Raw genomic sequence first — 13653 nt, 5'->3', positions numbered from 1 at the left:
CGCCGAGTCCGGCGGTTAGGGCGAATACAGTTGCGCGACATGGTGTCGGCACCGCGAGCAGCAACGTCGCCAGCACTTCGGACGGCGCGAACCGAGGCCGAAGCACTGGTTGAACTGGCTCGACGCCGCATCTCCCAGTACTCGGGCATCGGCGCGCGTCGGGCGGCGCGACGGCCGCCGATCTGGCCACCGGCGCCCGAACTGCCCAAGGGCGACCCCCGTCTCGGACTGCGGGATCGCTGGTACCTGCTGGGCGTGGCCGACCTGGTGGGCGCCCAGCCAGTGCCTACACGGCTCCTGGGCGAGGACTTGGTGACGTGGCGCGACGACGAGGGCACAGTGCGACTCATGGCCGACCTGTGCCCGCACCGGGGAGCTCGGCTGTCGGTCGGCGATGTCGTGGGCGGGCAGTTGCAGTGCGCGTATCACCACTGGCGGTTCGACGGCGAGGGCCAGTGCACGTCGGTGCCCTCGCAGGGCGGCGCCTGCTCGCTGGCGGAGCGAACCCGCGTCAGCGTGAGCTATCCCGTGCGTGAGCAGGCCGGCTATCTGTGGGCATGGATCGGCGAGAACGAGCCTGCGCCGCTCAAGCTCCCGGCCGAGTTCACCGACGAGCGCTACTCGACGTTTCCCGAAACCGTGGAATGGGGCGCGAACTGGTTGCTGGCGCTCGAGAACCTCGCGGATCTGATGCATGCGCCGTTCCTGCACGCCCGCTCGATCACCCTCAACGAGGGGATCACCAACGACCGGGTGGTGGTCGACAATCACGACGACGGCTTCGAGGTCCGCCGGCGAGACCAGGCGGGCACCAACTTCGACTGGATCGACATCCACACCGGCGAACTTGCGTACGTCCGCTTGGACATCCCGCTGCCGCCCAGCGCCGGGCCGGGTCCTCCGCTGCGGATCCTGGGATTCCTGACGCCGCGTGACAATGCAGCGACGCTCGTGCACTTTCCCCGATTCCGTGCGGTGTCGGGCCGCGAGCGTCGTATCTGGCGGACGCTGTACCGGCTGCGCCTGCGCGGAACCCACCTGCACGTGCTCAATCAGGACAAGGAGATGCTGGAGGGCCTGCGCACGGTCGAGGAAGCCCGCCGCGACGAGCATCTCGCTCAGGCAGACCGACCGGTGGTGCACCTGCGTCGGGCGCTCGAGCCGGACTTCGAGGCGCAACGGCAGCGTTTCGGCCTCGACGAGCCGACGCCCCCGGAATCTCTTGCCCTGGCTGACTGATGCCGGGCCTCACGTAACCTGCGACCGCCGACCACCACAGGACACCAACGATGAGCCAGACCGCCGCCGAAGCTGCCGAGCTGGAGGCTCGGATCGACGACATGTGCGCCATGCGCGACAGCCGGCGCGAGGACTGGGACACTTTGGCGTTTCAGACGAAAGCAGGCCCGCAGTACCGGCGCGCGCAGATCCGCTACATCGGCTCGGGCGGCACCGGCAACCACGAGGGCGACGAACGGGCGCTGGCGGCCGAGCACTTCACGTTCTCCAACATGCTGCTGCCGCCGGGCGCGGAAGGCCCTGAGCACACCCACCACGACGTGGAGGAGGCGTTCTTCGTGCTCGAAGGCGAGCTCGAGGTGACGATTCACGACGGCGATGATTCGGCCAGCCGGCTGCTCGGCTATCGCGACCTCATCAAGATCCCGGCCGGCACTGCTCGGTCGCTGCGCAATGTGGGCGAGACCGACGCACTGTTCGTCGTGATGCTGGGTGCATCGAAGCCCCAGCTACCCACCTATCCCCCGCATTCCCCCATGGCGGGGATCACGCGGGACTAAGAGGCTGAGTACCCACACGGCTGGCCCCAACATGAACCTGCACGGTCGTCGCGTCGTCGTCACCGGCGCCGGGCGCGGGCTCGGCGAGGCCATGGCGCATGCGATTGCGGCCGAGGGCGGATCGATTGTCGTGGCCGAGCTGGTACCCGAGCGCGGCGAGCAGGTCGTGAGCGACATCAGGGCCGCCGGCGGTGCTGCCGAGTTCATCCCGACCGATGTGAGCGACGAGTCGTCGGTCGCTGATCTTGCCGCTCATGTCTCGGGCAGCGGCGGGCTCTGGGGCCTCGTGAACAACGCCGGTCTGGCCGACGCCGTGGGCGGCAAGACGTTCTGGGACATCACGCCGGAAGAGTGGGACCGCATTCACAGCACCAACGCTCGGGGGCCATGGCTGGTGAGTCGGGCGCTCGCCCCGCAGATGATCGGCGCAGGCGAAGGCCGGATCATCAACATCGCCTCGGATGCGGCGCTGTACGGCTCGCCCCGGCTGGCGCACTACATCGCCTCGAAGGGGGCACTCATCGCACTCACGCGGGCCATGGCACGCGAGCTGGGCGACCACGGCATCACCGTGAACGCTGTCGCACCCGGGCTGACAGAAGGGCCGTCGGCCGAGAGGATCCCCGCGGAGCGCCATGCTCTGTACGCCGCCAACCGGGCCATCACCCGACCCCAGCAGCCGGAGGACGTGACTGGCACAGTCACGTTTCTGCTGTCCGAAGACGCCGGCTATATCACCGGTCAGACCATCGTCGTTGACGGCGGCTTCGTGATGCCATGAATGACGGACCCGCTCGCAACGGCGGCGACTTGCTCGTCGAAGTGCTGAGAGCTCTCGATGTGGAAGCTGCGTTCGGCGTGGTGAGCGTGCACAACCTGCCGCTGGTTGATGCCCTGACGCATCAGCTGCGCTGGGTGCCTACCCGCAGTGAGGCGGCAGCCGTCAACGCCGCCGACGGGTACGCCCGTGTGAACCGCACGCCCGGGTGCGCGGTGACCTCCACCGGCACCGGCGCAGCAAATGCAGCCGGTGCACTTGTCGAGGCCCTGACCGCGGGCTCGCCGGTGATGCATGTCACCGGCCAAATTCCCTGCGAATACATGGGGCGCGGCCGTGGCGTGATCCATGAGACCCGGGACCAGCTCGGGCTGCTGCAGGCCTGCTCGGTGTCGGCGGCAACTGTCGGAGCAGATGCGCATTCCGATTTCGCTGCAGCTGCCAGTCGCTTGGGCTGCCACCCGCGCGGCCCGGTCAGCCTGGAATGGCCGATCGACCTGCAGTACAGCGAAACGGTCCCGTTCGAGTCGTCTGCGGGTGGCGCGACAGCGCACTCGTCAGGTTCGGCTGAAGTGCCCGGACCTGACCATGCCGCGCTGGACCGCGCCGCCGAACTCATCGCTGCTGCGGAACGGCCGCTGGTGTGGGCAGGCGGCGGTGCGGTCGGCTGCGGGGAACAGATCGACGATCTGCTGCGACAGACCGGCGCCGGCCTGTTCACCTCCAACGCCGGTCGGGGCGTGCTGCCCGAGACCGACGACCGGGTTATCGGCAACTTCGCGGCTTCGGCGGCGGGTGCCGAGTTGCTGGCCGAGGCCGACTTGCTGGTCTCGGTCGGTACGCACTTCCGCTCCAACGAGACCTGCAGCTACCGGCTCGCCATGCCGCCGGTGCATATCCAGATCGATGTCGACTCCGCTGCGGTCGGGCGGGTGTATCCGACCGATGTCGGGATCGTGGGCGAAGCCGGCGTCGTGCTCGATGCGCTCAGTCGGCGACTGGCGGGTGGAGCGGCAGCAGCGCAGCCTGCGTGGAGCGCAGCCGTCGCCGCGGCCCGAACCCGATGCCGGGAGCAGCTGCGCCGCGACATCGGGCCCTATTCGAAGATCTGCGACATCATGACGAGCGTGCTCAGCGATGGGGCACCCCGTGTCCGCGACATCACCATCCCGAACAGCTCGTGGGGCAACCGCCTGCTGCCGATCATCGACCCCGCCACCAACGTGGTGCCCCGCGGCGGCGGTATCGGTCAGGCTGTGGGAATGTCGATCGGCGCCGCGGTCGCCCGTCCCACTGAGCCGATCATGGTGATGGTCGGCGACGGCGGTCTTGCGCCGCAGCTCGGCGAGCTGGCCACCCTCGCCCAGGAGAACCTGCCGGTCACAGTCGTGGTCTTCGACGACCGCGGCTACGGCGTGCTGCGCAACACGCAGGACCGACACCTCGGCCGGCGCTCGGGCGTCGATCTGTTGGCTCCCAATCTGGCTTCGGCAGCAACGGCATTCGACATGGGCTATTCCGATGCGTTGACGCCCGACGACTTCGCCCGTGCGTTCGAGGCAGCCATGAATGCGGGAAGCCCGCAGTTGATCCGGGTGGACTGCGAGGCACTCGGACCGATGCCGGTGCCGTTCGTGCCTCCAGTTGAGATGCCCGCGGCGGACCGATGACGACTCCTGCAACCAGCCGACATCGAGGCAGGCTGCGATGACCGTCGAGCCAGAAGCCGCGCAGGATTCGTCATCGAGCGGGCTGATCTCGCGTAGCCACCTGGGCATCGAGCCGTTCACGCTGTTTCGGCCGGAGTCGCTGGCCGACGCAGCGGCCAGCGTGGCCAACGGAGCGTGGGCACATGCAGGCGGCATCGACGTTGCCCAGCGTCTGCGGCACGGTGAATCGACCGAGTCCGTGGTACGGCTAGGCGGGCTCGAAGCTCTCACCGAGATCTCGCTGCATGACGGCGCGCTGTTCATCGGGGCGGCGGTCTCGCACGCCCGCATCGAGTCCGACGCTCTGGTGCTCGCCCATCGGCCTGACCTGGCTGCCGCGTGGCGGACGATCGGCAACGTGCGCATTCGCACCGCCGGCACCGTCGGCGGCAATCTCATGTCGCTTGACACCGGCTACGACGCGGCACCGATCCTTGCAGCGGCAGGCGCTGAGCTGATCTTCCTCGACCCCGGCGGCACCGAGCAGCGCTGCTCGGTGGCCGATCGGGCCGCGGGCAGGCTGCTGGTGGGCTGCGAGGTGCCGCTTGAAGGCCGTGTCGTGTACGACCGATCGCTCAAGCCAGTCGCTTCAGTGGCCGTTGGCGACCGGTATGCAGCCATCGGCTGCGCGTATCGCAATGTCGAGATCATCGAACTCGAGTTCGATGCCAACAGCGCTGAGGGAGCCGACGGTGCCCACGGCGCCGGTGGAAGGGTCGATCTCGACGCCGTGCGTGCCGCATTGGACTCGCTCGGCGAGCCGCTGGATGACGCCAATGCCTCATCCGGATACCGGCGCCGCGTGATCGAGGTACTCATCGAGCGCTGCGTGCAAGCGCACGCAGCAGGTGCGCCAGCGAGCCCCGGCGATGATGCCGGACAACTGTCTCCCGGCGACGATGCCCGGCGTGAGAGCGCGGCGCCGACAGGGCAACCCGGCCAAGCGACAACACGACGAGGCGACGGTCATACGGCCGGCAACGCCGGCTCAGTGGATCTTCAGATGCACTTGAACGGCAGCCCATTCGAGGCTGCTGCACCGGTCTCGGAGATGCTGGTTGACACGATCCGCTCCCGGGCCGGCCTCGGTGGCACTCGCGTCGGCTGCGATCAGGCGGTCTGCGGCGCCTGCACGGTGCTGGTCGACGGTCTGCCCACGGCGTCGTGCTCGACGTTCGCTTGGCAGGCGGCCGGGTGCGAGGTCCACACGATCGAGGCGGCCAACGAGGGCGCCGTCGTCAAGCCGACCGAGAGCCTTCCCGCCGTCGTGCGCGAGGTGCAGCAGGCGTTCGCCGAGACCAGCGCATTCCAGTGCGGCTACTGCACACCTGGCCTGATCCTCACGGCCAGCTCCTTGCTGGCGCACCATCCGGATCCCGACCGCAGCACGATGGTGGACTGGCTCGACTCGAATGTCTGCCGCTGCACCGGCTACCTGATGGTGATCGAAGCGGTCGAGGCGGCGGGGGCTGCACTGCGTGACCGGACCGACGCACACCCCGAACCGGCGACATGAACCGGTCGGACGCGTCGCTGAAGGTCACCGGCACAGCTCCGTACGCCGTTGATGTCGCGCTCGCCGGGATGCTGCACGCGAAGGTGCTCCGCTCGCCCCATGCCCATGCGCTCGTCACCCGCATCGACACCGCCGCCGCCGAGCAGGCCCCCGGTGTGCGGGCCGTGCTCACCCGCCGTGACCTGCTCGACGGCGAGCACCGTGACCGGTGGGCCGCCGCTGACCTCCAGCACCGCCCATCGGATGCGCCGCTCGTCGCCGCGCACAGCTACGGCTACTTCATCAAGGATCAGCCGATCCTTGCGCTCGACCGCGTGCGCTGCATCGGCGACCCGGTGGTCGCCATCGCCGCCGAGACCGAGCTCGATGCGACCCGGGCGCTCTCGCTGGTGCAGGTCACCTACGAGCCGCTGCCGGCGGTCACTAACTTCGACGAAGCGCTCGCAGATGGGGCGCCGGAGATTTTCCCCGAAGCGCCGCTGGGGATAACGCCCGCCTACGGCCAGGGTGCAAGCGGAGGCGCCCGGCCGCGGTCCAATGTCTGCTACCGCTTCGGTTACGAGACCGGCGATCCTGAGACATTCGACGGCTGCGACCATGTCTTCACGGACGTCTTCGCTTTCGACGGCCGCCAGCAGCATCTCCACCTCGAACCCTTCGTGGCCGTGGCCAGGTGGTCGGCGCAGGTGACCAGCGACGACAGCCGGTTGGAGCTGTGGTCGAGCTGCCAGAACCCGTTCCCGGTTCGCAAGGAGATGGCTCGCCTGCTGGGCATCGGCGAGCAGCGGGTACGCATGCACGTCGGCTTTCTCGGCGGCGGTTTCGGGGCCAAGAACGGCTGCAAGACCGAGCCCATTGCGGCACTGCTGGCGCTCAAGGCCAGCGCGCCGGTGCGCTATTGCCTGACGCTCGACGAGGGCTTCTGGACGATGCGCCAGCACAATGCCCGCCTGACGCTGCGCACCGGCGTCATGGCCGACGGCACGCTGGTGGCGCGCGATGCCGAGGTGCTGCTCGATGCCGGCGCGTATGCAGACGCCAGCCCGCTCGTGGCCGAGAAGGCCGGCTACCGGGTCGCAGGGCCATACCGCTGGCAGCACATCCACTCGGTCACCGATGCGGTGCTCACCAACACCACTCCGGCCGGCCCATTCCGGGGCTTCGGAGGCACACAAGCCAACTTCGCCTGCGAGAGCCAGATCGACATGATCGCTGAGCGGCTCGGCATGGATCCGGTGGAGCTGCGCCGCCGCAACCTGATCGGTCTGGGCGAGTCGTACGTGCCGGGTGAATCCGCCATGGACTCCGACCTCGTCGAGGGGCTCGAGCTGGTGGCGTCGCACATCGGGATGGACAGCCCTCGTCCGGCGGGGCGAGGTCGCGGTGTCGCGGTGGGCTTCAAGGACTCGGGCGGGGTGAACAAACCGGCACAGGCCCGGGTGAAGGTGGCCACTTCTGGCGACGCCTGGGTGCAGTGCGGCACCGTCGAGATGGGCCAAGGCGCACAGACCGCCCTGCGAGAGGTGGCCGCTCGCATTCTCCGACTGCCCCGGTCTCGCGTGCATTGGTCCGACATCGACACCGACCACACCCCGTTCGACCAGGGCACCAACGCATCGTCGGCGATCTCGGTGATGGGCCAGGCCGTTCAGAAAGCCGCCGAGGCCGCGCGGCTACGGGTTCTGCTCTTCGCCAAGACAGAGCTCGGCGTACCGCTGGAGCGTCTCGATTTCGCGGACGGCTTCATCCACGTGACTTCCGAGACCGGCAGCGGAGGCGAAGATCGCAACGACGACAGGAATGGGCCTGAGCCCCGTCCTCTGGCACCGATGGTGATGGGCGTCTACGGCGGCACCGGCTACGAGTTCACCGGCGAGGGATTCTTCAAGGCACCCACCGAGAGCCGGGCCCCGCTGGAGTCGCCGTGCGTGTCGTGGGAGTACGGCTGGGGCGCCGCGGAGGTGTCGGTAGACGCCGAGACCGGCGCAGTGACGGTGCACCGATTGGTTGTCTCGGGCGATGCAGGCACGGTGTTGCACGAGGGCGCCTGCCGGGGCCAGGACGAGGGCGCGGCGATCATGGGGCTCGGCGGTGCCCTGTTCGAGACCATGCGCTTCGACGGCCCCGCGCTGACCAACGGCAGGCTCGTCGACTACCGGGTGCCACGGGCCAGCGACCTTCCAGCGGAGTTCGTGTCGATCACCCAGGAGCAGGGCCACGGCCCGGGACCGTTCGGCTCGAAAGGCCTCGGCGAGGGAGCGATGCTGCCGATCGCATCGGCCATCGCGAACGCTGTCGCCGATGCCACGGGCGTCCGTGTCACCTCCATGCCGCTGACGCCCGAAACCGTGCTCGCCGCGCTGGACGAAACGAGGACTGAGCGATGAGTTCAGCGTCATGGGCGGTCACTCACCTGCGTCACATCTCGCTGCGCTGCGCGGCGTTCGACGAGAGCGTCGACTACTACTCAGGGCCTTGGGGCCTGCAGCGGCTCGCTGATTCCGATGATGGCACCGCCGTGCTGCGGGCAGCAGGCCCGGAGCATCACGTGCTCGAACTGCAGCGAACAGATCGCAATGGCATCGACCACATCGGCCTCGGACTCGCCGACGACCGGGCAGTCGACGCTGCGGCAGCCGGGCTGGCAGGACGCAGCGTGGCACTGTTGAGCGAGCCCGCCGAGTTGGATCGTGCCGGCGGCGGCTATGGATTCCGGATCGCGGACCCAGACGGGCGTGTTGTCGAGCTAGCTGCCCGCACGGAGGCAATCAGGCCGCTCGAATCCGGTGCCACGCCGGTCAAGCTCGCGCATGTCGTGCTCAACACCGCAGACATCGAAGCGCTGTGCACCTGGTGGTGCGACGTGCTGGGTTTCCGGGTGAGCGACTGGAGCGAGCGCCAGATGGTGTTCCTGCGCTGCAACGCCGACCATCACTCCATCGCGTTCAACCGGGCCGAGTGGGCCTCGCTCAATCACGTGGCGTATGAGGTCTCATCGCTGGACGCCTACATGGCATCGCTGGGGCGGCTCAATCGGGCGGGTCACACCGTGGGTTGGGGTCCCGGACGCCACGGGCCGGGCAACAACGCTTTCGGCTACTTCGTCGACCCCGCCGGCACCGTTCCCGAGATCACCGCCGAAGTCCAGCAAGTCGACGAGGCGACGTGGGTGCCGCGTACCTGGCCCCGCACGCCCGAGCTGTCCGACCGCTGGGGCACGGCTGGACCTCCCTCTCCCGAGATGCGCCAGCACATGGCCGGAGCGCCCGATTAGCCGACAGTTCTGCTGAGTTGGCTGCTCAGCTAACCGAGCTTCTGCAGGGAAGCGGCTGCATCGTCGACGGCTTCCTGGGAACTGCAGATCAGCACGATCGCCGGGTCGTGCGCGCTGGCGGCAGGCACGATGCGCCAGCTCCTGGCTACGGCCTGCACCTCGTGGCAGCCTCCGTCAGAGCTGGAGAACCAGCCTTTTGCCCGCATCAGGCCCGGCGGTGATGATTCGAACCAGCGGGCGACTTCGGCCACCTCCCACGGTCTTGCCGGCGTCACGACAGCACTTGCCACGTCGAAGGGGTGATCGCTCACGTCGGTTGGGAAGGTCGCTCCACGCAGAGCAGCGCCGAGCAACAGCCGAGGGTCGATGCGGCCGTGCACCGCGGGAACGACCATCCGGCCGGGCGCAAGCCGGCCGAGTCGGTCGGTGAGAGCCGCAACCTCGTCGCCGTCAACTTGGTCCACCTTCGACAGCACCACTAGGTGAGCCACGTCGATCTGACGACGTACGGCGGGCCCGACGCGCAAGTCGCCCAACTGCGAAGCCAGCTGCTGCGCGTCCACCACGGCAACAACACCGTCGAGCATGCAGCCCGCAGCCCCCTCGGCTGCCAGCGCCAGCGTGGCGGGATCGGCGACCCCGCTGGCTTCCACCACGATGGCATCGCTCATTCGGGCGCCAGCCAACTCTTCCAAGGTCTCAGCGAGGTCGTCTACCAGTGCACAGCAGGCGCATCCGTTGGTGAGCTCGACCCGATCAGGCGTTCGTGACGCGATCTGCAACCCCTCAATAGCTGCAGCGTCGATGTTCACGGGCCCGATGTCGTTCACCACCGCAGCGATGCGAAGCCCGGCAGGTTCGGCCAGCAGCCGGCGCAGCACCGTGGTCTTTCCGCTGCCGAGGAAGCCCGTCAGCACCGTGACGCCGACGTCTTCTGCACCGCTGTCGCCGGGCCGCCGCCGTGCCGCTGCGATCGAGCCGACGGTGGCCTGCCACGCAGCGTCGAGCTGGCTCATCAGTAGATCCGGGGCACGATGCGCCATCGCACCTCGTCGCGGTACCGCTCCCACAGCTCGTCGTACTTGACAGCGCAGCGCCGGTCGTCGTCGCGTTCACGCGGCACCAGCAGCAGCACGTAGTACAGCGGGTACAGCCACGGCCAGACCACTGCAGGCCAACCCAGCGCCAGCGCCAGCCCGGTCGCCATGGCGATCTCGCCCAAGTAGTTGACGTGCCGGGAAAGGCCCCAGAAGCCGCTGGCAAGCAGGCTGCGCTCGCCGTCGGACAGCGCCCGGGGCGCCAGTCCCAGGAATGGTCGCTCGGGGTCTCGCTTGAAGCTGTACTTCTGCATATTCGACCCGCGCGCCAGCGTCCATCCGAACAGGAACACGACTGCGGCGAGAACCGCCAGCCATGCGGGCGCGTGCGGGTTCGGTCGATCTGCCACTGCCCACAGCCCGACGGCGTAGAAGTAGGGGTACCAGCAAAGACAGCCCCACACGAGCTTGAACCCCACGCGTTCGGCGAAGAGGTCGTAGGTGTACAGGTGGACGTGCTCGAAGACCAGGTAGTCGCACACGAACCAGGTGAACAGCACCACATACAGCACGACCCCCGGTGACACGTCACCGGCGTACGTCTCGAAGTGGTGGGCGGCGAACGAGAGCAGGTTGAGCTCGAGCAGCGTCGCACCCGCCAGGTACAGGTACATCTTGGCGTCGGCGCGGCCGCCGAACGGCTGCGGGTTGGCGCGGCGTCCGAGATAGAGCTCAGCGAGCAGCCGCTTTCCCCCCGACGGCGCCCCCAGCACCACCGCGGCCGATGCCAGCAGCCCCAGCGTCATCGCACCTGCGGCCCCCGACCAGCGGTGGTGCCACAGCCAGTCCCACGCAATGACGCCGCTGGCACATGCGATGCACCACAGCCCCACGTTCACCGCAAACACCAGCAGGCCGTTGATGCGGTAGCTCAGCACCTCCCCGTTACGTTCGTGGCGCGCGTAGCCGGTCACACGTCTCGCCGGCAGCACCAGGTGCAGCACCCCGATGACGGCGAAGGCGGCCCATGGGGCGAAGAAGCCCGCCAGGAAGTCCATCACGCCACGTCTGTCGTGTTCCTGCCGATGAGGCGCACAGCGCTGCGGCGGCTCAGCAGGCGCCCCATGAGCACCGCTGTCATGCGGTTGACGCACCCCGGCACGAAGCGAGGACCCCGGCTGAGCGCGTCGAGCGTCCGGCGGGCAGCCTCCTGCGGGTTCAGCATGCCGGGCACTTTCTTGCCGAAGTTCTTCTGGTATCCCGGGGTAGGCATGGCCCCGGCGCAGCAGGCAACCACATCGATACCGCTTGTCCGCAGCTCGTACCACAGGCTCTCGGCGAGGTGCGTATTGAAGGCCTTGCTCGCCGCATACACGGCGATGTGAGGCGTCCCCTGAAGGCCCGACAGCGAGGACATCAACACCACGGCTCCCCGCCCCCGATCGCACATCGCCGGAGCCAGCGCCCGCACTGCCAGCATCGGTCCACGCACATTGACATCCACTGCTCGGGCGATCTCGGGTTCGGAATTGTCCAGAAACGGGCCCAACGGCGCGAACGCCGCGTTGTAGATCACGACTCCCACGTCCAGGCCGCTGGCTGCGCTCGCAAGCTGCTCGACGAAGGCCGGATCAGCCAGATCGGCCACCACGCAGCGAACCTCGATGCCGTAGGCGTCAGTGAGATCGTCGGCGACTTCAGCGAGCACACCGCCCCGACGTGCCACCAGCACCAAGTTCATGCCTCGGGTCGCCAGCTCGCGGGCGAACGCCGCGCCGAGTCCCTCCGAAGCGCCGGCTACCACGGCCCAAGTCCCGTACTTGTCCGGCAAATGGGAGCGCTGTCGCCTCACGAGGTCGGCTCGCCTCCCAGCACCGTGTCGACAACGCCGATGTCTCGCAGCGCCATCGGGTCGACCTCGTAGGGATCGTCGTCGAGCACGGTGAAGTCGGCCAGCTTGCCGGCCTCGATCGATCCCAGCCGGTCGTCGCGGGCCAGCACGTGAGCTGCGTCGATGGTGACCGCACGCAGCGCCCGATCCACCGAGATCCGCTCCCCCGGCGCCATCACGGTCTCGCCGTCGGCGCCCACCCGGTTGACGGCGCACCACACGGCCAGCAGCGGCGACAGCGGCGTGACGACGAGGTTGAAGTCGCTGTGCAGCGCAAACGTCGCACCGGCCCGTTCCAGCGAGCCCAGCCGGGCCGTGGCCTCGCTGCGGTCAGGACCGAACCCGTGATCAGCGTGCAGCTGAGCACGGAAGTGCACGAAGTAGATGTTCACGCTGGCCAGCCCGCCGAGCGCTGCGAGACGCTTCGCCTGCGCCGGTGTCGAGATGCAGTAGTGCTCGATCGTGAAGCGATGGTCGAAGCGCGGCTGTTCGGCCTGCAGCGCAGCGAGCGTGTCGAGCGTCATGTCGACCGTGCGGTCGCCGTTGGCGTGCGAGTGGATCTGCACCCCCGCCTGCCAGAACGGTCGCATCCGCTCCACCATGTCCTCCCACGGCACCTCGCCCGTGTGAGCGGTGTCCTCGTCGAGGTAACCGGGCGAGTTCATCACCAGCGTCATCGACGGGTACGAGCCGTCGTTCACGTACTTCACGCCGTGGGTGTTGAGGCGGTCGTCGCCCTCGGCCCGCTTCGTGGCCAGGAAGTCGAGCATCTCGGCGCCGTAGCTGCGCACCAGCTTCGGCTCGAAGGGGATCATGTAGATGCGCAGCGGGAACGTGCCCTCGGCGATCGCCGCCGCATGGTCGTCCCACTCGGGCTCGAAGCCGTCGGCCATGCCCCACACCAGATCCGCCGTGGTGGTGACCCCGGCGGCGCGGGCCACCGCTCCCATGCGGTCGATAGCAGCCCGGCCGGTGCCCGGCCCGAAGATCGACGCCGCAACGGGCCGGTTGGCCCGCGCCGTCGCCTCGGTCTCCACGAACCAGCCGTTCAGCCGGCCGTCGGGATATCGCCCCAAGCCGTGACCGATTGAGTCGTCGTCCACTCCGATCAACTCGAGCATCGGCGAGTTCGCATAGACGATGTGCGGCGCGTAAGCGCAGACCCACAGCGGCACGGTGTCGCTGATCTGGTCGAGCATGTCGCGGTCGAGGTGGCCGTCTTGGCTGGCGGGGTCGTAGCCCCATGCCGTCAGCGGCTCGCTGGGATCGGCGTGCTCGGCGGCCAGCGCCCGAAGCTGATGCAGCACGGCGTCACGGCTCGGCAGCCCCTTGCGTATGCCGGTCGGCGAGGCCGAGTCGATGGGGCCGACGTAGTGCAGCCCCATGTAGGTGCCGCTCAGCCGCAGATGGGTGTGCGGGTCGATGAAGCCGGGAAAGATGACCTTGTCGGCGTAGCGGTCGTCGACGTCGTAGGGGTAGCGCCGCAGCCACGGCTGCATCGACTCCATCGAGCCCACCGACACGATGCGCCCGTCCGCGATGGCGACGGCGCTGCCATGGGGCCTGCCGGGGTCCATCGTGTGGATCCGGGCCGCCCGGTACACCGTGATGTGTTCCATGCGCAACCCCGCTCGTGCTGTGGGCGTCCC

11 protein-coding genes are annotated in these 13653 nt (G+C 68.5%); 7 read left to right on the top strand and 4 right to left on the bottom strand.

Annotation, left to right across the window (positions count from 1 at the left end; genetic code table 11):
• Positions 1-39: 39 nt before the first annotated feature.
• The 7 genes from ACOGW9_RS04175 to ACOGW9_RS04145 are packed head-to-tail and all read left to right on the top strand — an operon-like array spanning position 40 to position 9076.
• The gene (locus ACOGW9_RS04175) at positions 40-1239 is read left to right on the top strand and encodes a Rieske 2Fe-2S domain-containing protein (protein WP_419908677.1); all 1200 of its coding nucleotides are present in this window, start codon (positions 40-42) and stop codon (positions 1237-1239) included.
• A gap of 50 nt (positions 1240-1289) precedes the next feature.
• Positions 1290-1799, top strand: coding sequence for a cupin domain-containing protein (locus tag ACOGW9_RS04170; RefSeq protein ID WP_419908675.1), 510 nt, complete (start codon positions 1290-1292; stop codon positions 1797-1799).
• 31 nt (positions 1800-1830) lie between these two features.
• Complete coding sequence (locus ACOGW9_RS04165; RefSeq protein WP_419908673.1) at positions 1831-2580, top strand: 3-oxoacyl-ACP reductase family protein; 750 nt, start codon at positions 1831-1833, stop codon at positions 2578-2580.
• On the top strand, positions 2577-4247 hold the full coding sequence (locus ACOGW9_RS04160) for a thiamine pyrophosphate-binding protein (RefSeq protein ID WP_419908671.1): 1671 nt from the start codon (positions 2577-2579) through the stop codon (positions 4245-4247). The genes ACOGW9_RS04165 and ACOGW9_RS04160 overlap by 4 nt, the downstream gene beginning before the upstream one ends.
• Positions 4248-4284: 37 nt before the next feature.
• A complete protein-coding gene (locus ACOGW9_RS04155) occupies positions 4285-5802 on the top strand; it encodes an FAD binding domain-containing protein (RefSeq protein WP_419908669.1) in 1518 nt (505 codons plus the stop codon).
• Positions 5799-8189 carry a xanthine dehydrogenase family protein molybdopterin-binding subunit gene (locus tag ACOGW9_RS04150; protein ID WP_419908667.1) on the top strand — a complete coding sequence of 797 codons (2391 nt, stop codon included), beginning with the start codon at positions 5799-5801 and terminating at the stop codon, positions 8187-8189. The genes ACOGW9_RS04155 and ACOGW9_RS04150 overlap by 4 nt, the downstream gene beginning before the upstream one ends.
• Positions 8186-9076 (top strand): VOC family protein, encoded by an 891-nt coding sequence (locus tag ACOGW9_RS04145; RefSeq protein ID WP_419908665.1) that lies wholly within the window; start codon positions 8186-8188, stop codon positions 9074-9076. Before ACOGW9_RS04150 ends, ACOGW9_RS04145 begins: the two co-directional genes overlap by 4 nt.
• Before the next feature lie 29 nt (positions 9077-9105).
• Here ACOGW9_RS04145 and ACOGW9_RS04140 read toward each other — a convergent pair whose 3' ends face one another.
• Genes ACOGW9_RS04140 through ACOGW9_RS04125 form a run of 4 tightly spaced genes read right to left on the bottom strand, consistent with a single transcriptional unit; the run spans position 9106 to position 13623 of the window.
• On the bottom strand, positions 9106-10092 hold the full coding sequence (locus ACOGW9_RS04140; protein WP_419908663.1) for a CobW family GTP-binding protein: 987 nt from the start codon (positions 10090-10092) through the stop codon (positions 9106-9108).
• Positions 10092-11171 carry a DUF1295 domain-containing protein gene (locus tag ACOGW9_RS04135; RefSeq protein WP_419908662.1) on the bottom strand — a complete coding sequence of 360 codons (1080 nt, stop codon included), beginning with the start codon at positions 11169-11171 and terminating at the stop codon, positions 10092-10094. The genes ACOGW9_RS04140 and ACOGW9_RS04135 overlap by 1 nt, the downstream gene beginning before the upstream one ends.
• Positions 11171-11917, bottom strand: a complete 747-nt coding sequence (locus ACOGW9_RS04130; RefSeq protein ID WP_419908660.1) for an SDR family NAD(P)-dependent oxidoreductase — start codon at positions 11915-11917, stop codon at positions 11171-11173. The genes ACOGW9_RS04135 and ACOGW9_RS04130 overlap by 1 nt, the downstream gene beginning before the upstream one ends.
• A 44-nt stretch (positions 11918-11961) precedes the next feature.
• On the bottom strand, positions 11962-13623 hold the full coding sequence (locus ACOGW9_RS04125) for an amidohydrolase (RefSeq protein ID WP_419908658.1): 1662 nt from the start codon (positions 13621-13623) through the stop codon (positions 11962-11964).
• Positions 13624-13653: the final 30 nt, after the last annotated feature.

The organism is Candidatus Poriferisodalis sp., from assembly GCF_965203655.1.
Lineage (GTDB): Bacteria > Actinomycetota > Acidimicrobiia > Acidimicrobiales > Poriferisodalaceae > Poriferisodalis.
This window is presented reverse-complemented; position numbering and strand designations above follow the sequence as displayed.

Excerpts from the sequence above, each read along its gene's own strand:
- ACOGW9_RS04160 (WP_419908671.1), top strand. The coding sequence starts at position 2,577 with ATGAATGACGGACCCGCTCGCAACGGCGGCGACTTGCTCGTCGAAGTG.
- ACOGW9_RS04125 (WP_419908658.1), bottom strand. The coding sequence starts at position 13,623 with ATGGAACACATCACGGTGTACCGGGCGGCCCGGATCCACACGATGGAC.
- ACOGW9_RS04170 (WP_419908675.1), top strand. The coding sequence starts at position 1,290 with ATGAGCCAGACCGCCGCCGAAGCTGCCGAGCTGGAGGCTCGGATCGAC.
- ACOGW9_RS04135 (WP_419908662.1), bottom strand. The coding sequence starts at position 11,171 with ATGGACTTCCTGGCGGGCTTCTTCGCCCCATGGGCCGCCTTCGCCGTC.
- ACOGW9_RS04175 (WP_419908677.1), top strand. The coding sequence starts at position 40 with ATGGTGTCGGCACCGCGAGCAGCAACGTCGCCAGCACTTCGGACGGCG.
- ACOGW9_RS04140 (WP_419908663.1), bottom strand. The coding sequence starts at position 10,092 with ATGAGCCAGCTCGACGCTGCGTGGCAGGCCACCGTCGGCTCGATCGCA.
- ACOGW9_RS04145 (WP_419908665.1), top strand. The coding sequence starts at position 8,186 with ATGAGTTCAGCGTCATGGGCGGTCACTCACCTGCGTCACATCTCGCTG.
- ACOGW9_RS04155 (WP_419908669.1), top strand. The coding sequence starts at position 4,285 with ATGACCGTCGAGCCAGAAGCCGCGCAGGATTCGTCATCGAGCGGGCTG.
- ACOGW9_RS04150 (WP_419908667.1), top strand. The coding sequence starts at position 5,799 with ATGAACCGGTCGGACGCGTCGCTGAAGGTCACCGGCACAGCTCCGTAC.
- ACOGW9_RS04165 (WP_419908673.1), top strand. The coding sequence starts at position 1,831 with ATGAACCTGCACGGTCGTCGCGTCGTCGTCACCGGCGCCGGGCGCGGG.